The organism is Allokutzneria oryzae (assembly GCF_042429765.1).
GTDB classification, from domain to species: Bacteria; Actinomycetota; Actinomycetes; order Mycobacteriales; family Pseudonocardiaceae; genus Allokutzneria; species Allokutzneria oryzae.
Window position 1 is genome coordinate 693,540 of record NZ_JBHLZU010000002.1, and the last position, 22,287, is coordinate 715,826.

Sequence of the window (22,287 nt, forward strand, 5' to 3'; positions counted from 1 at the left end):
CGGTCACGATGTCGCCTCAGCGGAGGGGAGTACTTCGGCGAGCGGGTTCGGCATGTCCAGGTACACCGACTGCGCGTCCAGCGGAGCGAGCACCTCGTCGATGCCGTGCAGGCGGGTGAGCAGGTTCCCCTTGCCGGGCAAGGTGTCCGCGCTCAGCCACCGGGTCGCGAGGCGGTCGCCGTCCGGCCCGGCGTCGGCCAGTGCGGGCAGGGCGGCGGTGAGCCGACCGGCCATGACCGACAGCAGCTCGCGCTCGTCGGCGAGCCCGTCGACGCCGAGGCAGCCGATGATCGCCAGCGCCTGGTTGCGCAGCAGGTAGTAGGAAAGGCGTTCGTCCACAATGGAGTCATCGACCACCGCGAGGGTCGACTCCGTGATCTTCAGCCGCTCCAGCAGAGCGGGCAGGTGCGAGGACGCCAGGTAGTAGCCCTGGTTGTCGCGGAACGCCGAGCCCGCGACCCCGCCGGTGGCGTCCAGGCGCACCAGGGTGTTCTGCTGGTGGGCTTCAAGCCCGATGCCGGTCGAGGAGTACAGGTGCAGCATCGGCACCAGCACGCGGTCGGTGTAGTCGGCGACCCACTGCTGCGCTGCCCCGGACCCCTTGCCCGCGACGATCTCGCCGAGCATGCTGCGTCCCATCCCCGGGCGCGGGGCGACCAGGCCCGCAAGGCAGCGGTAGTCGGTGACGTCGGCGGGAACCTCGCGCACCGCCACGTCCAGGCCCGTGACCTCCGGCCCCTCGGCGCGACCGGGCTCGTCGACCGCGATCCACGCGGGGTCCCGCACGATGGAGAAGCCGGGGAAGGCGTCGTAGGTCGACGCGGTGTGCCCGGCGTCGATCAGCCGGTTGATCTCCAAGCCCCGCTTGAGTTCCGTGCGGGTGGACTCCCGTCGCGAGTTGGTGATCCGCAGCCCGAGCGAGAGCTTCAGCATCACCGGGGCGTCAGCGCGGTAGACCGTCCGCAGGCTGGAGCTCGCGAACCACTCCGGCCCCAGCTCACCCAGCGGCTGCAGCAGGCCGGACTCGACGAGGGCCTTGATCCTGGGGCGCCGCACCAGGCTCTGCGCCTGCCACGGGTGCGCCGGGATCAGCACGCGGCCGTCGGTCGGGCCGCCTTCGGCCAGGTCGGCCAACAGCCGCACGGTGTCCCGCCCGCCGAGCGAAGGCGCGCCCGCGACGGCGTCGTGCGAGACCACCGACGGATCGGCGGCGAACCAGGACAGCCGGAACTTCCCGCGCAGCTCCGCCGCGTAGGCCCTGGCCTCGTCCGGGTGCACGCCGTCGCGGCTCTTCGGAGCCGGGTGCTGGAGGTGGCCCAGCAGCAACGCCTGCTCCGCGTCGAGGAACGCGTCGACACCCGGCGGGGGAGCGGTCTCGGCGCGGCGGTGCGCCACGAACTCGGTCATCCGCCGCACGGACTCCGCGGTCCGCTCGACGAGGTCCGCGACCTCGCCGGTCGGCACCCCGCCGGTGCGGGCGCCACCGCGCGCGGCGGCCTCGGTCGCGATCAGGTTCACCGCGAGCACCGGGTCGGCGGGGGACAGCTCACCGCCGTCGGCGCGGCGAACGCGCACCGGGGCGAACCGGTGCCAACCGGTCGGCGACCGGTGCGTCACCTCGGTGACCAGCGCGAGACCGGAGGACGGCAGCTCGACCGAGAGCGGACCGGGCAGCACCTCCACTCCGGTCTCCTGCAACCAGCACCGCAGCAGCGCTTCGAGGTGCGCGTGCTCGGCCGTCGCTCTGGCGTCCGGCTGGTGAAGTGGATCGGCTTGGGACACAACGGCTTCAGTGGTGGTGGTCATGCTGCGCCCTCCTGGTGCGCGTCAGCGTCGGTTCGGGTACAAGGCCGTGTCGCGAGCTCCCGACCAGTGGTGACCACCAAGTCGAGCAGCGCGTCAATGTCGGCGACACCGGCGTTCGGGTTGAGCAGCGTGAACTTCAGGCAGGTCACCGACGGGGCCCCCGGCCCGTCGACGAAGGCGGAGGTCCGGCCGAGCAGCGCCCGGCCCGACCGCAGCAGCTCCCGCCGCAGCGTGCCGTTCAGCTCGTCGAGGCACGCCTCTGCGGCGGTGCCGCGGTAGCGGAACACCACGGTCGTGAGGTTCGCGCCCGCGACCAGCTCCAGCTCCGGGTCGCCAAGAATGCGCGTTTCGGCGTGCCGTGCGAGGTCGTGGCAGGTATCCAGCATCCGGCCGAGGCCCTCGCGCCCGTAGGCGAGAAGGGTCGTCGCGACCTTGACCGCGTCGGGTCTGCGGGTGGTCTGCAGGCTCACGCCGAGCAGCCCGTCGTAGCCCTGCTCGCCGTCGTCGGCCGGGTTGAGGTAGTCGACCTGGCGCTCCAGCGAGGAGAACGCCGTTCCGTCGGAGACCAGCAGCACGCTCGCCGCCGACGGCTGCCAGCCGATCTTGTGCAGGTCCACGGTGATCGAGTCGGCCAGCTCAAGGCCGGCCACCCGAGGGGCGAGCCGGTCGGAGAACAGGGCGCCGAAGCCGTAGGCCGCGTCGGCGTGGAACCACATGCCGTGCTCACGGGCGATCTCGGCGATCTCGGGCAACGGGTCGACGGAACCGAAGTCGGTGGTGCCCGCCGTCGCCACCACCGCCAACGGGATCTCCCCGGAGTCGAGCTCCGCCAGCATCTCGACCAGCGCGTCCGGCCGCATCCTGCGGTCGGCGTCCACCGGCACCGCGCGCACCGCGGACTCGCCGAGGCCGAGCACCGCGCACGCCCGGTGCGTGGAGAAGTGCGCCAGCTCCGAGCAGAACACCACCGGAGTGCCGAGCGCGGCCACCCCGTCCGCCCGGACGTCGACGCCGAGCCTGCGCGCGACCGAGTCCCTGGCGAACATGACCGCCATCAGGTTGGACAGCGAGCCGCCCGGCGTGAGCACGCCGTCGGCCTCCGCGCCGAACCCGGCCAGCCCGGCCAGCGCCGCGACCAGCCAGCGCTCCACCGCGATCCCGGCGGGGCCGGAGTCGTAGGTGTCCTGGGAGGCGTTGCTCGCCCCGGCCAGCGCGTCGGCGGCCACCGCGACCGCGAGCGGCGGCGGCTGGAGGTGCGCGGCGGCGAACGGGTGGGTCAGGTTGATGCCCTGCTCCACCAGCAGCTTCGCCACGCGGTGCAGCGCGGCGTCCGCGCCGATCCCGGTGGCGGGCACCACCGCGGGGCCGAGTCTGCTGGTCACCGCGCCCAGCACGTCGTGCGGGGCGCCCGCGGGCAGCGGGCCCGCCGGGCGTTGCGCGGCCTGGGCCCCGCCGACGGCGCGCGCGAGCGCGTCCGCCACCTCGGTGAGGCCGTCGCCGGTTCCTGCCAGGGGAATGGTCGCGGTAGAGCGTGGACGAGGCGGCGCCTCGGCAGCCGGCAACACAGCACCTCCGAAAGATGACAACGCAGAGCGACAGGGCGGACTAGGCCATTGAGGTTAGGCAAGGCATAGTTAGGCAAGCCTTACCCAAGTGGTGGCGGGTTCACGTGTCAACCGCTGAGTGAGGCACGCCGCTTTCCCCGTTTTCGGGGAGTACCCGGCGCGCGCCGCCACCGCACGCCCCGAATGAGGGCGCGATCACCGCGCGGTAGCCTGTCCGGGCACTTGACACCGGTCCCGGTGTCGCACTTGACGACCACCGACTTCCCCAGGAGGGCACGTGTCACCAGGGCAGATCGCCGCGCTGATCGCAGCGGGCGCCTTCGTGCTGCTGGTGCTGCTGCTGGCGGTTCCACTGATCAAGCTCGGCCGCACTCTCGACGAGGCCACCGTCGCGCTGCGCAAGGCCCACGAGAACAGCGACGACCTGTTCACCGGGGCCAACACCACGCTGAACCACGTGAACACCCAGCTGGAGCGCGTCGACGGGATCACCGCCAACGCCCGCGCGGTCAGCGGCAACGTCTCGGCGCTCACCTCGCTGTTCACCGCCACCCTCGGCGGTCCGCTGGTGAAGGCCGCCGCGCTGTCCTACGGCGTCAGCAAGGCCGTGCGCGCCCGCCGCCGCTCCACCGACGACAAGCCGGGCAAGCACTCCCGCCGCGGCCGCAAGTCCAGAGGCGGCCGTCGATGAAGCGGATGTTCTGGCTGGGCATCGGCGTGCTCACCGGCGTGGTGCTCTCCCGCAAGGCCAACACCAAGGCGCAGGGCTTCACCCCCGCCGGTGTCGCGGCCAACCTCGGCGACGCGATCAGCGAGCTGGCCGGGGCGGTCGGCGCGTTCGGCGCCGACGTGCGCGCGGGCATGAGCGAGCGCGAGGGCGAGCTCCGCGAGGTGGTCGATCGGGCCAACGATCCCGGTCGACGCCCGAGCTACAGTAGAGGCACGGACCGCGTCTCCCAGTCGAGGGAGCGCAGGAGCTGGGAAGCACCAGAGGACGGAACCGTGCAGCGGACCAGGCGAGCGCGCAAGGCGGGGAGCTGATCTCCCGCGCCTGCACAGCGCTGCACGCTCTCCGCCGTTCTGGCCCCCTTTCCGCTCTCTTTCCTCCGTAAGGACCCACCATGCAGACGCATGAGATCCGTCAGCGCTTTCTCGACCACTTCCAGCGGGCCGGTCACACCCTGGTGCCCAGCGCCCCGCTGATCCTGGACGACCCGAACCTGCTGTTCGTCAACGCCGGGATGGTCCAGTTCAAGCCGTACTTCCTCGGCGAGGCCCCGCCGCCGTACGCCACCGCCACCAGCGTGCAGAAGTGCGTGCGCACCGGCGACATCGACGAGGTCGGCAAGACCACCCGGCACAACACCTTCTTCCAGATGGCCGGGAACTTCTCCTTCGGCGACTACTTCAAGGAAGGAGCGATGACCCACGCCTGGCAGCTGCTGACCAGCTCCCAGGCCGACGGCGGCTACGGCTTCGACCCGGAGCGCCTGTGGGTCACCGTCTACCAGGACGACGACGAGGCCATCGAGCTCTGGAAGAAGGTCGCCGGCATCCCGGCCGAGCGCATCCAGCGCCGCGGCATGGTCGACAACTACTGGTCGATGGGCGTTCCCGGCCCGTGCGGCCCGTGCTCGGAGATCTACTTCGACCGTGGACCGGAGTTCGGGGTCGAGGGCGGCCCGGTCGCCGACGAGGACCGCTACCTGGAGATCTGGAACCTCGTCTTCATGCAGAACGAGCGGGGTGAGGGCGGGGCCAAGGACAACTACCCGATCCTCGGCCAGCTCCCGGCCAAGAACATCGACACCGGCATGGGCGTGGAGCGGGTGGCCTTCCTGCTCCAGGGCGTCGACAACGTCTACGAGACCGACCTGGTCCGCCCGGTGATCACCGCCGCCGAGAAGTTCTCCGGCCGCACCTACGGCACCGACCCGGCCGACGACGTGCGCTTCCGCGTGATCGCCGACCACGCCCGCAGCGGCGTCATGCTGGTCGCCGACGGTGTCACCCCCGGCAACGAGGCCCGCGGCTACGTGCTGCGCCGCCTGCTGCGCCGCATCGTCCGCTCCACCCGCCTGCTCGGCGTGCACGAGCCGGTGCTGGCCGAGTTCACCTCCGTGGTGCGCGACGCCATGGGCCCGTCCTACCCCGAGCTGGCCAGCGACTTCGACCGGATCGAGGCCGTGATGCGGACCGAGGAGGAGGCCTTCCTCGCCACGCTGACCTCCGGCTCGAAGATCTTCGACGTCGCCGCCGCCGAGACCGTGGCCGCCGGCAGCAGGCAGCTGGCCGGGGACAAGGCCTTCCAGCTGCACGACACCTTCGGCTTCCCGATCGACCTCACCCTGGAGATGGCCGCCGAACAGGGCCTCACCGTGGACGAGGAGGGCTTCCGCGGCCTGATGGCCGAGCAGCGGCAGCGGGCCAAGGCCGACGCCGCCGCCCGCAAGACCGGGCACGGCGACCTGACCGTCTACCGCTCGGTGCTCGAACAGCACGGCACCACGGAGTTCCTCGGCTACACCGACCTGGACTCCGACTCCCGCGTGGTCGGCCTGCTGGTCGGCGGCGTCCCGGTGACCAGCGCCGGCACCGGCACCGAGGTCGAGCTGTTCCTGAACCGCACCCCGTTCTACGCCGAGAGCGGTGGCCAGGTCGGCGACACCGGCGTGCTGGTCGGCGACAACGTGCAGATCTCCGTGACCGACGTGCAGAAGGCCGTTCCCGGCCTGTTCGTGCACAAGGCCAAGGTGCTCGCCGGTGAGGTCGCCGTCGACGACGTCATCCAGGCCCACGTGGACGAGGACCGCCGCGGCGCCGTCGAGCGCTCGCACTCGGCCACCCACCTGGTGCACGCCGCCGTCCGCTCCGCCTACGGCAAGCGCGCCGCCCAGGCCGGTTCGCTGAACTCGCCGGGGAGGATGCGCTTCGACTTCACCACGCCCGGCCCGGTGTCGGCCACCGTGCTCAGCGGGGTGGAGGAGGAGGTCAACGCCTACCTCCAGGACGACATCGAGGTGAAGTCCTTCACCACCACGATGGACAAGGCCCTGGAGCTCGGCGCCGTCGCCCTCTTCGGCGAGAAGTACGGCAACGAGGTCCGCGTCGTGGACATGGGGGAGTACTCCCGCGAGCTCTGCGGTGGCACCCACGTCAAGCGCATCGGCCAGCTCGGCATGGTCAAGCTGGTCGCCGACTCCTCGATCGGCTCCGGCGTGCACCGCGTCGAGGCCCTGGTCGGCATGGACGCCCTCCGGCACACCAGCAAGGAGCGGCTGCTGGTCACCCAGCTGGCCGACCAGCTGAAGGTGCCGACGCACGAGCTGCCCGAGCGCGTCTCCGGCATCCTCACCCGCCTGCGCGACGCCGAGCGGGAGATCGACCGGATGCGCGTGGCCGCCGTGCTCCAGTCCGCCGGTGACCTGGTGGGCAAGGGCCAGGACGTGCACGGCACCGTGCTCGTGGCCGAGCGGGTCCCCGACGGCGTCGGCGGCAACGATCTGCGCGCCCTCGCCACCGAGGTCCGCAACCGCCTCGGCGGCCGCTCCGGCGTTGTCGCCCTGTTCTCCGCCGAGCCCGGCAGCGGCAAGGTCAGCTTCGTGGTGGCCACGACGGCCGCCGCCAGGGACCTCAAGCTCAAGGCCGGCGACCTGGTGAAGAGCTTCCTGCCCGCCATCGACGGGCGCGGCGGCGGCAAGCCGGACATGGCCCAGGGCGGCGGCACGAACCACGCCGGGGTCGGCGAGGCCGCCACCGCGCTGCGCCGCGCCCTCGACGCCGCCGTGACGGCCTCGTGACCGACGCTCCGACCAGCCCCGACCGCCCCGGCCCGGACGATCCCGGACCGGGGCGGCGGCTCGGGGTGGACGTGGGCTCGGTCCGGGTCGGCATCGCGCTGAGCGATCCGGCTCCGGTGCTCGCCAGCCCGCTCGTTACCCTGGCTCGCGACGAGAAGACTGGCCGCGACGTCGACCAGCTCGTGGCGCTCGTCGCCGAACACGAGGTGGTCGAGGTGGTCGTTGGCCTGCCGCGCACCTTGGCGGGCCGGCACGGACCGGCCGCCGAGGCGGCGACGTCGTACGCGGGCGTGCTCGCGCGCCGACTGGCGCCGGTGCCCGTCCGGCTCTCCGACGAGCGGCTGACCACCGTCTCCGCAACACGAATGCTGTCCGACCGCGGGGTGCGCGGCAAGAAGCAGCGGAAGGTCATCGACCAGGCCGCCGCCGTGGAGATCCTCCAGGGCTGGATCGACCTGCGCGCCCGTACCCGACCTGCCACCCAGGAGGGTTAGCCAGTGAACGACCTGGATCTCTTCGACGAGGGCCCCGCCGAAGCCGCAGAGGCGGCGCCACGCGGGCGCCGCGGCCGCGGGAGCCGGGCCGAGAACGCCGAGGCGAACAAGCGCCGCCGGACCGTCTTGCTGGTCGGCGGCCTGGCCGCGGTGGTGATCCTGGGAGTCGGCGTCTGGTACGGCGTGAAGTCGCTGTTCGGCCTCACCAGCTACGAGGACTTCGAGGGCGCCGGCGAGTCCGACGTCGTGGTCAAGGTCGAGCCGGGCACCATCTCCCAGACCGGCCAGAGCCTGCTGGACGCCGGGGTCGTCGCCAGCGTGCGTGCCTACACCGCCGCCGCGGCGGAGAACGATGCCGCGAGCGCGGTGCAGCCCGGCTACTACGTGCTCAAGACCAAGATGTCGGGGGCCAACGCCATCGCGGGCCTGGTGCGCAAGAACGCCAGGGTCGGCGAGATGGAGATCCGCGGCGGTTTCCAGCTCGACGACGTGACCGTGGCCAGCGGCAAGACCAACCTGGGCATCATCTCGCTGATCGCCAAGGCCAGCTGCGCGGAGCTGAACGGCAAGAACACGTGCCTGACCCCGGAGCAGGTCCGCACCGCGATGGAGAAGGCCGACCTCAACGACATGGGCGTGCCCGAGTGGGCGCAGGCCGAGGCCGCCAGGACCACCGAGCCCCGCCGCCGGTTCGAGGGCCTGCTGATGCCCGGCAAGTACGACGTGAAGCCGGGCGAGAGCCCGGAGAACGTGCTGCGCGCGCTGCTGGCCACCTCCTCGGGCAGGCTGCAGGCGGCCGGGCTGCCCAAGGCGGCGGAGAAGACCGGGTTCAGCGCCTACCAGCTGCTGGTGATGGCCTCCCTGGTGGAGAAGGAAGCCGTCAAGGAGGACTTCGGCAAGATCGCGCAGGTGACCCGCAACCGCCTGGCCCAGGGCATGCGGCTGCAGTACGACTCCACCGTCAACTACCCGCTGGACCGGCCGAACATCCGCACCAACGGCTCCGACCGGGACAAGGCGGGCGCGTACAACACCTACGCGGTGCAGGGCCTGCCGCCGACCCCGATCGCCTCGCCGAGCGCGTTGGCGATCAGCAAGGCGGTCACCCCGGAGCCCAGCGACTACCTGTACTTCGTGCGCTGCGACAAGGAAGGCCGGTCCTGCTTCGGCAAGACCCTGGACGAGCACAAGGCCAACGTCCGCGAGGCCGAGGCCAGGGGCGCGTACTGATGGCCGACCGCAAGGCCGCGATCCTCGGTTCCCCCGTCGAGCACTCGCTGTCCCCGGTGCTGCACCGCGCCGCCTTCGACGCGCTCGGCCTGACCGGCTGGACCTACGACCGCGTCGAGTGCGACGCCGAGGCCCTGCCCGGTCTGGTCGGCGGGCTCGGGCCGGAGTGGGCAGGGCTGTCGGTGACCATGCCGGCCAAGCGCGCCGCGCTGGCGCTCGCCACGACCGTCACCCCGCGCGCCAGGATGGCGGGCGCGGCCAACACCCTGGTCCCGGTGGACGGCGGTTGGCGCGCCGACTGCACCGACGTGGACGGAGTGGTCGGAGCGCTGCGTGCCGCGGCGGGCTTCACCATCGCCGCCGGGCCCGCGGTGGTCCTCGGCGCGGGCGGCACCACGCAGGCCGCGCTGGTCGGGCTCGCTGAGCTGGGGGTGCGCCAGGTCCGGCTCGTGGTCCGCGACCCCGCGCGCGCCGTCGGGGCGCTGGAGTGCGCGCAGCGGCTTCGGCTCGCGGTCACCGTGGTGACCTGGGCCGATGTCGACCCGGCCAAGCTCGTCGACGGGTGCTCCGTGCTGATCAGCACGGTGCCGACCGCGGCGGTGGAGCCGTGGGTCACCGAGCTGGCGCAGGCGCCGAGCGTGCTGGACGTGGTCTACCACCCGTGGCCGACGCCGTTGGCGGCCGCGGCGCAGCAGGCGGGCAACCCGGTCGCGACCGGGTTGGACATGCTGCTGCACCAGGCGTTCGGCCAGTCCGAGCTGTTCACGGGCAGGGCGGCACCGCGCGAGGCCATGCGGTCCGCGCTGCGGGAGGCGACCGGCAACGTGCTGGAGCTGCCGCTCGGTTAGGTGGCGCGCACCGCCCTGGTGATCTCCGAGGACCATTTCATGATCACCACTAGCAGCGCGACCTCGCCGAGCACGAGCAGGCGCTCGGTGATGCCCACCGGGTTCGGCCCCGGGAACCAGTCGATCAGCGCGGGCTCCATCATCCCGAAGAAGCTCACGCCGAAGGCCGCCAGCATGACGAACCCGAACACGCCGAGCCGGGTGCTCAGCCGGGCGTAGCCGCCGAACTCCGGGTGCCCCCGGTACCGCTTGCCCAGCGCGATGCCCGCAACGGGCAGCCCGAGGAACGCGGCGACCGCGGCGAAGTTGTGCAGCATGCCGAACGGGGTGCGCTCGGTGCTCGTGGTGTCCATCGGCAGCACGCCGGCCATCAGCAGGCCGCCGCTCCAGATGCCCACGCACGTCCACGCGAGCGGGGAGTAGGGCGCCTCCCACCGGACCATCCCCGCGAGGAAGGCCAGTGAGCCGACGCCCAGTGCGACCAGCGCCCACATGTAGAGCTGGGACGACGGGCCGACACCGTAGGTGCTGATCGTCTGGGAGTAGGGGCTGGGAAACGGCTGGCTGTGCAGCACAGCCATCAGGACGCCCGAGACGCCCACGCCCACCCAGGCGACGGTGATCCCCATCCGGGGCGCCCGAGTCGCGGCGGGAGCGCCGGCGATGTTGAGATCCATGCCCCTGATCATCGCCCTGGCGCAACCGGGAGACATCGGCGTTTTCCCTGATATCCCCCGGAATGACGATCGATCGGTATACGACAGTGGGACCCGCCGAGCCGGCGGGTCCCACTGAGGTCGTGCCTGCTCGGGCGTCAGCCCTGGTCGAGGTCCGTCGCGATGATCGTGGCGATGGCCTCCAGAGCCGCCTCCGCGCCCTCGCCCTCGGCGCTGAGCACCACCTCGTCACCGTGCATCGCGCCCAGCGTCATCAGCCCGAGGACGCTGGCGGCCTCCACCGGGTCGCCGCCGTTCTTGCGGATGGTGACCGTGACCGGCTGCGCCGCGGCGGCCTTGGCGAGCAGTGCCGCCGGCCGTGCGTGCAGTCCGACCTGGGAGGCAACGGTGACCCGTCTTTCCGGCATTGCAAAGGTCCTTCCTGGGGGAGGTGCCAGCGCCTAGAGCTTGCTGGACTCGGCCTGCGGGTCCGCGCTCTCGTCCTCGCGGCCCGGTGTCTTCAGGTTCCACTTCTTGATCACGAACGTGAACAGGAAGTAGTAGACCACCGCGAAGGCGAGGCCGACGGGGATGATCAGCCACGGCTGGGTGGAGATGTTCCAGTTCAGCACGTAGTCGATGGCACCGGCGGAGAAGGTGAAGCCGGTGTGGATGCCCAGCGCGTTGACCACGATGAACGACACGCCGGTCAGCACCGCGTGCACCAGGAACAGCGGCCAGGCCACGAACAGGAAGGAGAACTCCAGCGGCTCGGTGACACCGGTGATGAACGCGGTCAGCGCGCCGGAGAGCATGATGCCGCCGACGATCTTGCGCTGCTCCGGCCGGGCCGTCCGCCAGATCGCCAGCGCCGCGGCGGGCAGGGCGAACATGAAGATCGGGAAGAAGCCGGTCATGAACGAGCCCGCGCTGGGATCGTGCGCCTTGATGAACCGGTTGAGGTCACCGTGCTGGCCGCCGAACTCGCCGAAGACGAACCACACGAACGAGTTGATGATGTGGTGCAGGCCGAACGGCAGCAGCAGCCGGTTGGCCACGCCGTAGGCGCCCGCCCCGACCAGGGTGCTGCCGGTGATCAGCTCGCCGAGCGAGGTCAGGCCCGCGTTGAACAGCGGGTAGATCAGGCCCATGACCACGCCGAGCGGGATCATCACCACCGCGACGGCCATCGGCACGAACCGCCTGCCGCCGAAGAACGCCAGGTACGGCGGCAGCTTGATCCGGTGGTAGCGCTGCCACATCCACGCGGTGAGGATGCCGGCGATCAGACCGGTGAGCACGCCGTAGGGCCAGTTGTTCGGCGGCGCGCCCTCCTTGCCCTCGGCAAGCGGGTTGAACACCAGGATGACCTTGGACAGCACCAGGAAGCCGACGACGGCGGCCAGCGCGGTGGAACCGTCGGCCTTCTTGGCGAAGCCGATGGCCACACCGACGGCGAACAGCAGCGGCAGGTAGTCGAAGAGCACACCACCCGCGCCGCCGATGACCGCGGCGACCTTCTCGAAGCCGCCGATGCCGCCCAGCAGGTCGTCCTGTCCGAGCCGCAGCAGCAGACCCGCCGCAGGCAGCGCGGCGATCGGCAGCATCAGGCTGCGGCCGATCCGTTGCAGTACCGCCAAACCCTTGATGTCACGACCGCCCGGGGTGGCGCTCATCTGGTACCTCCCTGCTGAGGGTGGGGATCGGAGCCAGGCAGGCTCCGGTCGAGTTGCATGGTCACCTGGTACAGATCGCCCCGGTACCAGGACGTCATGTCCTCCACGGGCACACCGGCGGCGGTGGAGATCCTGCGGAAGACCAGGACGGGACTGCCCGGCTTGACGCCGAGCAGCCGGGCGGTCGCCGGGTCGGCGGCGTCCGCCCACACGGTCTGGCGACCGTGGTCGAGCTGGACCCCGTACTCCCGCGCGAGCAGGCCGTACAGGGATCGGGTGAGGTCGTGCTCCAGCAGCCCCGGGACCTCGCGGGGGTGGTACCAGCCGCGTTCGACGGCCATGGGGGTGTCGTCGGCGCGGCGCAGCCGGAACAGCCAGTAGGCGCTCTCCTCGCGCTCCAGCCCCAGCGCGGCGGCGGTCGCCCCCGGCGGGACGAGCTCGCCGCTGTCGAGCACCTCGGTTGCCGGGGTCATCCCGCGCCTGCGGATGTCCTCGGTGAAGGAGGCCAGGTGCAGCTGCGCGTCCACCCTCGGCTTGGCGGTGAAGGTGCCCTTGCCCCGGACCCTGGTCAGCAGCCCGTCGGTGACGAGCTGGCTGATGGCCTCGCGCACGGTCAGCCGGGAGACGCCGTAGCGGGCGGCCAGCTCGCGCTCGGAGGGCACCGGGGTGCCCGGCGGCAGCTGGTCCTGGGCCAGCCTGCGCAGGATCTCGCGCAGCTGGGCGTGCTTGGGGGTCGGCCCTTCCAACAGCCGCCGGGCTGCGGGAGTCTCCGGGACCGGCACTGCTGACTCCCCTCGACTGTGATCCGGCCTCGAAACCACGCGGCCAGATTGGTACGGTCCGGTCTAAACCAGTTGCGGGGGAGGATGCTCCGGGGAGGAACGGGGTGTCAACCACCGTTATGGCTTCGTATCAGGCGTGGGAGCATCTGGCCCAACCACGTACGCCCTGCTCGCGGGGTGTCAGGCAAGGAGGACTTGAGTGGCTGACGACAAGGCCGAGGCGATCCTGGCGGCGCTGGGAGGAGCCTCGAACATCGACGACATTGAGGGCTGCATCACACGGCTGCGCTGCGAGCTGCACGACGGTTCCCTGGTCGACCAGGCCGCGCTGAAGGCGGCCGGCGCCCACGGCGTCATGCAGCAGGGCACCATCGTCCAGGTCGTTGTCGGGCCGGAGGCGGACAACATCGCCCAGGACATCCAGGACCTGCTGTGAGCCTGAGCGTGCAGTGCCCGGTCAAGGGCCGGGCCATCCCGATGAGCGAGGTGCCGGACCCGGTGTTCTCCGAGGCCATGGTCGGCCCGGGCATCGCGGTCGACCCGGAGCGCGCCGAGGCCGACGCGGTCGCTCCGGTGGACGGCACGGTGGTGACCCTGCACCCGCACGCCTTCGTGGTGCTCGCGCCCTCCGGCCAGGCCGTGCTGGTGCACCTGGGCATCGACACGGTGAAGCTGAAGGGTGCGGGCTTCACCCTGCACGTGGTCAAGGGCGAGACGGTCCGGGCGGGTCAGCGCATGATCACCTGGAACCCGGCGGAGGTCGAGCGGCAGGGCTACTCCCCGGTCTGCCCGATCGTCGCGGTCGAGGCGAAGCCGGACCAGTTGGCGGCGCTGCGCGAGTCCGACGCGGTCGAGCTCGGCGATCCGGTCTTCACCTGGGGCTCCTGAGCCCGATGACCGGTGCGGCGCGCGTCGTTGCGGGCGCCGCACCGGTTCTCACCTGATGATCGACACCATCGCGGTCTCGGCCTCGGTCAGCCTCTCGTCGCCCTGTCGCCGCACCCGCTCGTCGGGCTCGATGGCGCGGACGCACAGGCGCAAGAAGGACTCCGCGTCGGTCTCCACCCGTGCGGAGGGCTGGTCGAGACAGCCGCGATCGAGGACCCACTGGCCGTTGGCCCAGTCTCCACCGCAGTCTCCGGTGACGGTGTGGACCAGCGAACTGCCTTCTGGCGCAACGACATCGCGCAGCGAGTGGGCAGCCCCCGCGTCCAGCCGCGGTTCGTCGAGCGGAGGCGGTCACACCCCGAAGTGGGCCACCGTCGGCCACTCAGTTCCCCCGGGCACGCCGACACTGCTGCCGCAAGCCCGTTTCGCACTCACAACGGCAATGGCAGCGCCCTGAAAGCCGTGCGCCCGCCCACGGAGCTGTTCCGCTCGCAACCGTCGGCTGCTGTCGTGCCTCAGCTCCAGTCCCTCCTCGCGTTTTGTCACCTTGATGCGAGAAAAAGCGCTCTCACAGTGCAATAAGGTGACAAAACGCGAAATCCAGGGCTGGTCCACTGTGGACGGTTGGGCTCGTTGCCGCATGGGGGAACGGGGTGTGAGACGAACTCCCCCCAAGCCTCGTTCTGCCTTGCCGCGGAACAACAAGCGAACGCACCCTGAGGGCATGGAAATCCTCACTCCCGTTCTCGGAACGGTTCTCGGTCTCGTCGCCGGAGTGGCGACGGGAGCGGGAGCCAGGCTGCTGCTCGGCCGGCTCGACCGTGGTGTCATCGTGCGTCCGCCTTGGTGCGAGCTCGCCGTCGGTGGGTTGTGGGCGCTCGGCGGCGCCAGTGCGTTCGGTGGGGCCGTGCCGCTGTGGTGGTTGCCGGTGCAGCTCGCGGTGGCGTGGTTCACCGTGGCGTTGGTCGCCGTCGACGTCAGGCACAGACGGCTGCCGGACGCGCTGACGCTGCCCGCCTATCCGGTCGCGGGCTTGGTGCTGGCACCAGCCGTGCTGGCCGGGCCCGGACCACCGCTGGTGGGCCGTGCCGTTGGCGGGGCGGCTCTGTTCCTCGCCGTGCACCTGGTCGTGCGCGCGGTCTCACCGACCTCGCTGGGGGCGGGCGACGTGAAGCTCTCCGGCAGCCTCGGCGCGGTGGCGGCGTCGGTGTCGTGGGGCGCCCTGCCCGTGGTCGCGGTCGTCGCGGCGGTGATTACCGCCATAGTCGGTGCGCTGTCACGGCGCTTCTCTGGAGTGTGGGAAGGAGGTTCCGTGATCCCGCACGGGCCGGGATTGTTGCTGGCCACGCTGCTGGTCGTCGTCATCCCAGCCAGTGAGCAGCCGGTGCTCGTCCCCGGGGTTCCGCGGGGCTGAACCGCCGCGACATGGCAGGATCACGGCGTGTTGCGCTGGATCACCGCTGGAGAGTCGCACGGACCCGCCCTGGTCGCCGTGCTTGAGGGCTTGGTCGCCGGGGTCGAGATCACCACTGGTGATGTCGCGGGTCATTTGGCCAGGAGGCGTCTTGGCCACGGCCGTGGCGCCCGGATGAAGTTCGAGGCGGACGCGGTCACCTTCCTCGGTGGCGTCCGGCACGGGCGCACCCAGGGCGGCCCCGTCGCCGTGCAGGTCGCCAACAGCGAGTGGCCGCGCTGGGAGAAGGTGATGTCGCCCGACCCGGTCGACGCCGAGGAGCTCGCGGGCCTGGCCCGCAGCGCCCCGCTCACCCGGCCCCGGCCGGGGCACGCCGACCTCGCCGGCATGCAGAAGTACGGCTTCGACGACGCGCGTCCGGTGCTGGAGCGGGCGAGCGCGCGGGAGACCGCGGCGCGCACCGCCCTGGGCGCGGTGGCGCGGGCCTTCCTGCGGCAGACCCTCGGGGTCGAGGTCATCAGCCACGTCATCTCCATCGGCACCGTGCAGGCGCCCGCGGACGTCCTGCCGGGCCCGGAGGACCTCGAAGCGATCGACGCCAGCCCGGTGCGGGTCTTCGACGCCGGCGCGAGCGCGGCGATGGTGGCCGAGGTGGACGCGGCCAAGTCCGACGGCGACACCCTCGGCGGTGTTGTCGAGGTGCTGGCCTACGGGCTGCCGCCGGGTCTGGGCTCGCACGTGCACTGGGACCGCAGGCTCGATTCGCGGCTGGCCGGGGCGCTCATGGGCATCCAGGCGATCAAGGGCGTCGAGGTCGGCGACGGTTTCGAGACCGCGCGCAGGCGGGGCAGCCAGGCCCACGACGAGATCGACCGCGCCGACGGCGTGCTCGGCGTCAGCCGCCGGTCCAACCGGGCTGGCGGTGTGGAGGGCGGCATCACCAACGGCGAGCCCCTGCGGGTGCGCGCCGCGATGAAGCCGATCTCCACCGTGCCCCGCGCGCTGTCCACAGTGGACGTCGCGACCGGTGAGCCCGCCGTGGCGATCAGCCAGCGCTCCGACGCCTGCGCGGTTCCGGCCGCCGGGGTGGTCGCCGAGGCGATGGTGGCCCTGGTGCTCGCGGACGCGGTGCTGGAGAAGTTCGGCGGCGACTCGGTCACCGAGACCAAGCGCAACGCCGATGCGTACCTCGCGGCCCTGAAGGAGCGCTGGTGAGCGAGCCCTTCACCGCGGTGCCCATGACCGCGAACCGTCGAGCCCGCGAGGTGGCCCCGTGAGCCCGCGCGCAGTCGTCGTCGGCCCGCCCGGCGCCGGCAAGACCACCGTGGGCGGCCTGCTCGCGGAGAAGTGGGGCGTCGGCTTCCGCGACGTCGACGCCGACATCGTCGAGCGGGCGGGCAAGTCGATCAGCGACATCTTCACCGTCGACGGTGAGGCAGCGTTCCGCGAGATCGAGGAGCGCGCCGTCGCCGCCGCGGTCGCCGAGCACGACGGTGTGGTCGCGCTCGGCGGCGGAGCCGTGCTCTCCGAGCGCACCCGCGCGCTGCTCGCCGACCACGTCGTGGTCTTCCTCGGCGTGGGCATGGCCGAGGGGGTGCGGCGCACCGGGCTGTCCAGCGCCCGCCCGCTGCTGGCGGGGGTGAACCCGCGCGCCACCTTCAAGGCGCTGCTCGACGCGCGGCTGCCGCTCTACCGCGAGGTCGCCACCGTGGAGGTCAGCACCGACGCCCGTACCCCGCAGGAGGTCGTGGACGCGGCCATCGAAGCACTGGAAGGGACACGATGAGCGAACCGGTCCGCGTTCGCGTCAACACCGGCCAGCCCTACGACGTCGTCATCGGTCGGGGCCTGCTCGCCGAGATCCTGGACACCCTCAAGGGGGTCGCCACCGTCGCGATCCTGCACCAGCCGACGTTGACCACGACCGCCGAGAGCCTGCGCGAGGAGCTGGAGAAGGCGGGCGCATCGGCGCACCGCGTCGAGCTCCCCGACGCCGAGGACGGCAAGAACCTGGCCGTCGCCGGGTTCTGCTGGGACGTGCTCGGCCGCATCGGCATGGACCGCGGTGGTGTGATCGTCTCCCTCGGCGGCGGCGCGACCACCGACCTCGCCGGGTTCATCGCGGGGACCTGGATGCGCGGTGTGCGGGTGGTGCACGTGCCCACGACGCTGCTCGGCATGGTCGACGCGGCGGTCGGCGGCAAGGCCGGGATCAACACCGAGGCCGGCAAGAACCTCGTCGGCGTCTTCCACGAGCCGACCGCGGTGTTCGTCGACCTCGCGACGCTGGAGTCGTTGCCGCGCAACGAGCTCGTCTCCGGCATGGCGGAGATCGTCAAGGGCGGGTTCATCGCCGACCCGGTGATCCTGGACCTCATCGAGGCCGACCCCCAGGCCGCCATCGACCCGGCCGGTGACGTGCTCGCCGAGCTCGTGCGGCGCAAGATCCAGGTCAAGGCGGACGTGGTCTCCGCCGACCTGCGCGAGTCGAACCTGCGCGAGGTGCTCAACTACGGCCACACCCTGGGCCACGCCATCGAGCGGCGGGAGCGCTACCGCTGGCGCCACGGGGCCGCGGTCAGCGTCGGCATGGTCTTCGTCGCCGAGCTGGCGCGCCTGGCCGGGCGGCTGGACGACGAGACGGTCGACCGGCACTACCGGGTGCTCACCGCGCTCGGCCTGCCGACCACCTACGACGCCGACGCGCTGCCGCAGCTGGTGGAGACCATGCGCGGCGACAAGAAGACCCGGTCCGGAGTGCTGCGGTTCGTGGTGCTCGACGGGCTCGCCAAGCCCGGCCGCCTGGAGGGCCCGGAGCCCGGCATGCTGGCCGCCGCGTACTCGGCGATCGTTCGTGAGTCCACTTCGGACGGTGGAGGTCTGCTGCTGTGAAGGTCCTCGTGCTCAACGGCCCCAACCTCGGCAGGCTCGGTGCCCGGGAGCCGCTGATCTACGGCAACGAGACCTATGCCGACCTGGTCCGGCTCTGCGAGGAGACGGGTGCGGAGCTGGGCGTGGAGGTCGAGGTCCGGCAGACCGACCACGAGGGCGAGATGCTGGGGTGGCTGCACGAGGCGGCCGACGCGCGCTGGCCGGTGGTGCTCAACGCGGGCGCGTGGACGCACTACTCGATCGCCGTCCGCGACGCCTGCTCGCAGCTCACCGAGCCCCTGGTCGAGGTGCACATCTCCAACGTGCACAAGCGCGAGGAGTTCCGGCACCACAGCCACATCTCCGCCGTCGCGACCGGGGTGATCGTCGGCCTCGGGTTCACCGGCTACGAGCTGGCGCTGCGCTACCTGGTCAAGAAGGTGCCGTCGTGAACGTGCCGGAGCTGACCACCGAGCGCATGGTGCTCCGGGAGCTGCGCGCCTCCGACGCCGACGCGGTCGCGGAGGTCTTCGCCGACCCCGAGATGAGCCGCTGGCTGGGCACCGACCTCAGCACCCGCGAGGCCGCCTTCGTCAACGTGTACAGCCGGGTCAGCGGCGACTACCCGGACGGAATGGGCCACTTCCTGTTCACTGTGGACGGTGCGGCGGTCGGCATCGGCCACCTGCGGCCGTCCAACGAGCTGCCCGGCGCGCTGGCGGAGGTCGGCTGGTTCGTCGCCCGGTCGCACTGGGGAACCGGCCTGGCCCGCGAGGCCGCGGAAGCGTTGCTGCGGCACGCATTCGACGATCTCGCGCTGCCGACCGTCTGGGCGCTGGTGCACCCGGAGAACACGGGCAGTCTCAAGCTCTCCGAGCGCCTGGGCTTCCTCGACGTTGGTGAGCGCCACGCGTACGGCGCCACCCACCGCGTGCAGGTGCTTGAGCGTCCACAGCGGACCGGGCTGCACCACGTGGAGCTGTGGGTCGGCGACCTGGAGCACGCGCGCGACACCTTCGGCTGGCTGCTCACCGAGCTCGGTTGGCGGCAGCACCAGGTGTGGGAGAACGGCATCAGCTGGCGGCTCGGCCCGGCCTACGTCGTGGCGGAGCGCTCGCCCGCGCGGTCCGGGGACGCGCACGACCGGCTGCTGCCCGGACTCAACCACCTCGCGTTGCACGCCGGGGACCGGGCGACGGTGGACCGGCTGACCGAGCAGTCGCGCGAGCACGGCTGGCGGCTGATGTTCGGCGACCGGCACCCGCACGCCGGCGGGGACCAGCACTACGCGGCCTACTTGGAAAACGCTGATGGCTTCCAGGTGGAGTTGGTGGCAGCGCCGCAGGACGCGTGACGCTGCGCGCTCCCGAACTCACCCATGAGGGTGAGAATGCTTAGACTGTGCGCGCCTTGTCGTCGCACTAAGTAGGTGAGCGGTGGGACTGCGGCGGCCCCGGAACCTGCTCGCGGTGTTGCTCTGCGTGCTCGTCCTGGCCGGGTGCACGACCGCGGAGACGCCGCCGCCGGAGCCACCGGCGCCCGCGATGACGGGTCCCGCCACCGTCGCGCCGAACCGGGGGACCGCAGGCGGTGCGGCCGCCTTGGTCCCCGCGGTCCTCGGCACCGACCGGCCGAGGCAGAGCGGTGGGGTGGTCGCGGTCGGCGGGCCTCAGGCGCCCTACAACTACGGCCCCACGCTGCTGCTGGAGAACGGGCGCTACCGCATGTGGTGGTGCAGCCAGCTGATGGGCGCCGGCCCGCCCGGCGACGACATCGTGCACGGCGACGCCGCGACCCCGGCCGGTCCGTTCCAGGCGGTCGGCGCGGTGTTCAGCGGCAGCGGCGGCGGCTTCGACGCCATGCACACCTGCGACCCGTCGGTCATCAAGGTCAGCGGGACCTACTACCTCTACTACACGGGTGCGCCGAACGACCACACCCACGACAACACCATCGGCGTCGCGGCCAGTGACGACGGCGTCCGCTGGCGCAGGCTCGCCGCCGGAGCGCCGATCGTGCGCGCGTCCGGCGAGGTCCGCCGCCCCAACACCTACGGCGCGGGCCAGCCGTCCGTCTTCTACCTCGACGGCTGGTTCCACCTGATGTTCACCGACACCACCGCGGCCGGAGCCGGGCCCAACGGAGCCGGTCAGTTCGTCCTTCGGGCCAAGGACCCGCTCTTCGCCGAGCAGGTCCAGGCCCTCACCCGTGACGGCTTCGAGCCGGTCGCCTCCACGCAGGTCACGCGCACCCGCTCGGTGGTCGACGCCTTCAGCGCGGACTGGATGTGGGTGCCCGCCCTGGACGCGGTGGCGATCGCGCACGAGACCGGCGAGGGCACCACCATCACGTTCTGGGACCGGACCTTCGCCCGCCATCCGTACCAGCCGGTGCACATCCCGGGACCCTGGCAGGAAGGTCCGGGCCTGGTCCGCACCGCCGAGGGACACGCCCCGCTGTCCACCGAGGACCCGTGCGGCCGTACCGCCATCGACGTCGTCAGGGCCACCCGTGAGCCCCGCGCGCCCACCGACCTCCAGCACTTCGGGCTGGACGTGCGCGGCTTCGACGGCTGCGCGGAGACCGGCCGCGCCCGCAAGATCCTCGAAGGTTTCGCCCTCCCCGCCCCGGACCGCACGATCGACCTGGTCATCGGCGGCAACCGCGTCCGCGTTGAGCGCAGGTCGGTCGCCGAACGCCTGGCCGTGCGCCTGCTCCCGGCCCCGGTTCCGGCCCTCCAGCGCCTGCCCGTCCTGGCTCGCCTCCGCCCAGGAGCCCCGGCGATCCGCGCCCCGGGCCGCCCCTTTGCCTTCCTCCTCGACGACGGAAGGCTGTGGCGAGCCGGCTCGGAAGCCGCAGCCGTGGCCAACGAGTCCCCGATCGTCGACGTGCCCACGGCCCGCTGGGACGCCTATCGCCCCGGATCGACCATCGGCGGCTGACCCGAACCTCTCCTGTTGTGCCAACTCGCTGTCACGACTCGTTGTATGGTCGCTGAAAGAGTTCGTGCACGTGCGGGGGACTTGTGGTGTTTGAGGCTCGGATAGCTGAGTTCGAGCAGCTCAAAAGGGATATCGACGAAAGCTGAACAAGTTCAGCTCATGACGGCCACCATGGCGTCCGAAAGTTTCCAAGGCTGCTTTCGTCGAACTGGGACGCAGGTGGAGCAGGCTGCGGTCAATCTTCGCGTTCCGGACCCGATCCCCTCGTCCGTGGGTGACTCCGGCAGCTGGAAGGTTGGTCGTCGTTGAGAAGGTCGCTCTTTCTGGTTGTGGCCGCAGCGTCTTTGGTCGGTTGTTCGGCTCCGGCCGAGCCGGTGAAGTACACGAACTTTCCCAGTGACTGTTTTCGGGGAGCCGAGCAGATCCTGTCGGAGATCATGGATCATGCGCAGGAACTCTCTGTCTTCAACGAAGGGGGTGTCACGTCCCCGTGGGGTGACAGCGCGCTTCGACGGTGTGCGCGTTCCATGTCCAGACTCGACACCACCGCGGTCTTTGGTCCGGAGAAGCGCACCGTAGCGGTGTCATACTACATGCCGAAGGTATCGGACCAGTATCCGGATCCAGTGGCGGCGGCGAAGGAGAACCTGGACGAGAAGCGTCGTTCCTCCGGGCTGAGACGGCCACTGGATCTCGGCCAGGAAGGCGTTTCCTGGAACACCCCCGCGATTGGCATTCAGGAGGCGGGAGGAGCCGCGGCGTTTCGGGACGCCAATCTCGTTGTCCATGTGAGCGTCGAGGGCACGGATTACGGACCGGACAGGAAGAGCCAGCCGCTGGACCCCGCGAAGGCGGAACAGGACGCGATCAGGATTCTTCGTGCCATCAAGGAGAACCTGTGACTCGGCGGTTCGCCAGGGCTTTGCCGATCAGAGCCGGGAGCAGCACGAGAAGCGCTGTGAACGCGGCTCCTCCGGTCAGCGCGACGCCGAGCGCGGAGAACTCCGTCGCGTCCACTAGGAGCGCCTGACCGGCGACTCCGAACAGGCCCGCCACCAGACCCGCGACCACGCCCGCGAGCAGCCAGTTGGTGCGGTCGCCGTCGACGTAGGCCCAAGCAGCGGCGGCGATCACCAGCACTGCGAGCGCGATGGTCCGAGGCAGCGCCAGCGCCTCCGGGGCCTGCACCCGCACCGCCGCCACCACCACCTGCGCCACCGCGTGCAGCAGTCCGAGGAAGAGTCCTCGCAGCATCCAGGTTCGCACCTGGTCAGCCTTTCGCACGTGGGACAGCCTACGGGCGGGTGTCGGTTAT

General features: G+C 71.4%; 24 protein-coding genes. 16 read left to right on the forward strand and 8 right to left on the reverse strand.

Going from position 1 to position 22,287, the window contains the following annotated elements; all coding sequences use genetic code 11:
* Positions 1–3 precede the first annotated feature (3 nt).
* Both ACFFQA_RS03530 and ACFFQA_RS03535 read right to left on the reverse strand, forming a co-directional pair.
* A complete protein-coding gene (locus tag ACFFQA_RS03530) occupies positions 4–1,806 on the reverse strand; it encodes an IucA/IucC family protein (protein ID WP_377850097.1) in 1,803 nt (600 codons plus the stop codon).
* Positions 1,803–3,368: a pyridoxal phosphate-dependent decarboxylase family protein gene (locus ACFFQA_RS03535; protein ID WP_377850098.1), complete on the reverse strand. Its 1,566-nt coding sequence runs from the start codon at positions 3,366–3,368 to the stop codon at positions 1,803–1,805. Before ACFFQA_RS03535 ends, ACFFQA_RS03530 begins: the two co-directional genes overlap by 4 nt.
* A gap of 280 nt (positions 3,369–3,648) precedes the next feature.
* On the opposite strand from ACFFQA_RS03535, the gene ACFFQA_RS03540 reads away from it, so the two are divergent.
* From ACFFQA_RS03540 to ACFFQA_RS03565, 6 genes are all read left to right on the forward strand, one after another.
* Positions 3,649–4,062, forward strand: a complete 414-nt coding sequence (locus ACFFQA_RS03540; RefSeq protein WP_377850099.1) for a DUF948 domain-containing protein — start codon at positions 3,649–3,651, stop codon at positions 4,060–4,062.
* Complete coding sequence (locus tag ACFFQA_RS03545; protein ID WP_377850100.1) at positions 4,059–4,412, forward strand: hypothetical protein; 354 nt, start codon at positions 4,059–4,061, stop codon at positions 4,410–4,412. The genes ACFFQA_RS03540 and ACFFQA_RS03545 overlap by 4 nt, the downstream gene beginning before the upstream one ends.
* Before the next feature lie 80 nt (positions 4,413–4,492).
* Positions 4,493–7,171, forward strand: a complete 2,679-nt coding sequence (gene alaS / locus ACFFQA_RS03550) for an alanine--tRNA ligase (RefSeq protein WP_377850101.1) — start codon at positions 4,493–4,495, stop codon at positions 7,169–7,171.
* A complete protein-coding gene (gene ruvX, locus ACFFQA_RS03555) occupies positions 7,168–7,665 on the forward strand; it encodes a Holliday junction resolvase RuvX (RefSeq protein ID WP_377850102.1) in 498 nt (165 codons plus the stop codon). The genes alaS and ruvX overlap by 4 nt, the downstream gene beginning before the upstream one ends.
* 3 nt (positions 7,666–7,668) lie before the next feature.
* Complete coding sequence (mltG, locus tag ACFFQA_RS03560; protein WP_377850103.1) at positions 7,669–8,895, forward strand: endolytic transglycosylase MltG; 1,227 nt, start codon at positions 7,669–7,671, stop codon at positions 8,893–8,895.
* Positions 8,895–9,743 (forward strand): shikimate dehydrogenase, encoded by an 849-nt coding sequence (locus ACFFQA_RS03565; protein ID WP_377850104.1) that lies wholly within the window; start codon positions 8,895–8,897, stop codon positions 9,741–9,743. The genes mltG and ACFFQA_RS03565 overlap by 1 nt, the downstream gene beginning before the upstream one ends.
* Here the strand turns inward: ACFFQA_RS03565 and ACFFQA_RS03570 are convergent.
* The 4 genes from ACFFQA_RS03570 to ACFFQA_RS03585 form a co-directional block, all read right to left on the reverse strand.
* Positions 9,740–10,420 carry a DUF998 domain-containing protein gene (locus tag ACFFQA_RS03570; RefSeq protein ID WP_377850105.1) on the reverse strand — a complete coding sequence of 227 codons (681 nt, stop codon included), beginning with the start codon at positions 10,418–10,420 and terminating at the stop codon, positions 9,740–9,742. The genes ACFFQA_RS03565 and ACFFQA_RS03570 overlap by 4 nt on opposite strands.
* A 137-nt stretch (positions 10,421–10,557) precedes the next feature.
* Positions 10,558–10,827, reverse strand: a complete 270-nt coding sequence (locus ACFFQA_RS03575; RefSeq protein ID WP_377850106.1) for an HPr family phosphocarrier protein — start codon at positions 10,825–10,827, stop codon at positions 10,558–10,560.
* Between the two features lie 33 nt (positions 10,828–10,860).
* A complete protein-coding gene (locus tag ACFFQA_RS03580) occupies positions 10,861–12,075 on the reverse strand; it encodes a PTS transporter subunit EIIC (RefSeq protein ID WP_377850107.1) in 1,215 nt (404 codons plus the stop codon).
* Complete coding sequence (locus tag ACFFQA_RS03585; protein ID WP_377850108.1) at positions 12,072–12,857, reverse strand: GntR family transcriptional regulator; 786 nt, start codon at positions 12,855–12,857, stop codon at positions 12,072–12,074. Before ACFFQA_RS03585 ends, ACFFQA_RS03580 begins: the two co-directional genes overlap by 4 nt.
* A 199-nt stretch (positions 12,858–13,056) precedes the next feature.
* On the opposite strand from ACFFQA_RS03585, the gene ACFFQA_RS03590 reads away from it, so the two are divergent.
* Positions 13,057–13,293, forward strand: coding sequence for a PTS sugar transporter subunit IIB (locus ACFFQA_RS03590; RefSeq protein ID WP_377850109.1), 237 nt, complete (start codon positions 13,057–13,059; stop codon positions 13,291–13,293).
* Positions 13,290–13,745 carry a PTS sugar transporter subunit IIA gene (locus tag ACFFQA_RS03595; protein ID WP_377850110.1) on the forward strand — a complete coding sequence of 152 codons (456 nt, stop codon included), beginning with the start codon at positions 13,290–13,292 and terminating at the stop codon, positions 13,743–13,745. The genes ACFFQA_RS03590 and ACFFQA_RS03595 overlap by 4 nt, the downstream gene beginning before the upstream one ends.
* A 48-nt stretch (positions 13,746–13,793) precedes the next feature.
* On the opposite strand, the gene ACFFQA_RS03600 is transcribed toward ACFFQA_RS03595, so the two are convergent.
* Positions 13,794–13,922 (reverse strand): hypothetical protein, encoded by a 129-nt coding sequence (locus ACFFQA_RS03600; protein ID WP_377850111.1) that lies wholly within the window; start codon positions 13,920–13,922, stop codon positions 13,794–13,796.
* 547 nt (positions 13,923–14,469) lie between these two features.
* Between ACFFQA_RS03600 and ACFFQA_RS03605 the strand changes: the two genes are divergently transcribed.
* From ACFFQA_RS03605 to ACFFQA_RS03640, 8 genes are all read left to right on the forward strand, one after another.
* Positions 14,470–15,159, forward strand: coding sequence for a prepilin peptidase (locus tag ACFFQA_RS03605; protein ID WP_377850112.1), 690 nt, complete (start codon positions 14,470–14,472; stop codon positions 15,157–15,159).
* Positions 15,160–15,186: 27 nt separating this feature from the next.
* Positions 15,187–16,374, forward strand: a complete 1,188-nt coding sequence (aroC, locus tag ACFFQA_RS03610; protein WP_377850113.1) for a chorismate synthase — start codon at positions 15,187–15,189, stop codon at positions 16,372–16,374.
* A gap of 58 nt (positions 16,375–16,432) precedes the next feature.
* On the forward strand, positions 16,433–16,945 hold the full coding sequence (locus tag ACFFQA_RS03615) for a shikimate kinase (protein ID WP_377850114.1): 513 nt from the start codon (positions 16,433–16,435) through the stop codon (positions 16,943–16,945).
* Positions 16,942–18,051 (forward strand): 3-dehydroquinate synthase, encoded by a 1,110-nt coding sequence (gene aroB / locus ACFFQA_RS03620; protein ID WP_377850115.1) that lies wholly within the window; start codon positions 16,942–16,944, stop codon positions 18,049–18,051. The genes ACFFQA_RS03615 and aroB overlap by 4 nt, the downstream gene beginning before the upstream one ends.
* A complete protein-coding gene (aroQ, locus tag ACFFQA_RS03625) occupies positions 18,048–18,482 on the forward strand; it encodes a type II 3-dehydroquinate dehydratase (protein ID WP_377850116.1) in 435 nt (144 codons plus the stop codon). Before aroB ends, aroQ begins: the two co-directional genes overlap by 4 nt.
* Positions 18,479–19,384 carry a GNAT family N-acetyltransferase gene (locus tag ACFFQA_RS03630; RefSeq protein WP_377850117.1) on the forward strand — a complete coding sequence of 302 codons (906 nt, stop codon included), beginning with the start codon at positions 18,479–18,481 and terminating at the stop codon, positions 19,382–19,384. The genes aroQ and ACFFQA_RS03630 overlap by 4 nt, the downstream gene beginning before the upstream one ends.
* An 82-nt stretch (positions 19,385–19,466) precedes the next feature.
* Positions 19,467–20,972 (forward strand): glycoside hydrolase family protein, encoded by a 1,506-nt coding sequence (locus tag ACFFQA_RS03635; protein ID WP_377850118.1) that lies wholly within the window; start codon positions 19,467–19,469, stop codon positions 20,970–20,972.
* Between the two features lie 527 nt (positions 20,973–21,499).
* The gene (locus tag ACFFQA_RS03640; RefSeq protein ID WP_377850119.1) at positions 21,500–21,874 is read left to right on the forward strand and encodes a hypothetical protein; all 375 of its coding nucleotides are present in this window, start codon (positions 21,500–21,502) and stop codon (positions 21,872–21,874) included.
* Here ACFFQA_RS03640 and ACFFQA_RS03645 read toward each other — a convergent pair.
* Positions 21,858–22,256: a hypothetical protein gene (locus ACFFQA_RS03645; protein ID WP_377850120.1), complete on the reverse strand. Its 399-nt coding sequence runs from the start codon at positions 22,254–22,256 to the stop codon at positions 21,858–21,860. The two genes, ACFFQA_RS03640 and ACFFQA_RS03645, sit on opposite strands and share 17 nt — an antisense overlap.
* Positions 22,257–22,287: the final 31 nt, after the last annotated feature.

Bases quoted from the DNA above. Each gene is read 5' to 3' on its own strand.
- ACFFQA_RS03605 (WP_377850112.1), top strand. From the start codon at position 14,470: ATGGAAATCCTCACTCCCGTTCTCGGAACGGTTCTCGGTCTCGTCGCC.
- ACFFQA_RS03640 (WP_377850119.1), top strand. From the start codon at position 21,500: ATGTCCAGACTCGACACCACCGCGGTCTTTGGTCCGGAGAAGCGCACC.
- ACFFQA_RS03580 (WP_377850107.1), bottom strand. From the start codon at position 12,075: ATGAGCGCCACCCCGGGCGGTCGTGACATCAAGGGTTTGGCGGTACTG.
- ACFFQA_RS03530 (WP_377850097.1), bottom strand. From the start codon at position 1,806: ATGACCACCACCACTGAAGCCGTTGTGTCCCAAGCCGATCCACTTCAC.
- ACFFQA_RS03575 (WP_377850106.1), bottom strand. From the start codon at position 10,827: ATGCCGGAAAGACGGGTCACCGTTGCCTCCCAGGTCGGACTGCACGCA.
- ACFFQA_RS03545 (WP_377850100.1), top strand. From the start codon at position 4,059: ATGAAGCGGATGTTCTGGCTGGGCATCGGCGTGCTCACCGGCGTGGTG.
- aroB (WP_377850115.1), top strand. From the start codon at position 16,942: ATGAGCGAACCGGTCCGCGTTCGCGTCAACACCGGCCAGCCCTACGAC.
- alaS (WP_377850101.1), top strand. From the start codon at position 4,493: ATGCAGACGCATGAGATCCGTCAGCGCTTTCTCGACCACTTCCAGCGG.
- ACFFQA_RS03565 (WP_377850104.1), top strand. From the start codon at position 8,895: ATGGCCGACCGCAAGGCCGCGATCCTCGGTTCCCCCGTCGAGCACTCG.
- ACFFQA_RS03570 (WP_377850105.1), bottom strand. From the start codon at position 10,420: ATGGATCTCAACATCGCCGGCGCTCCCGCCGCGACTCGGGCGCCCCGG.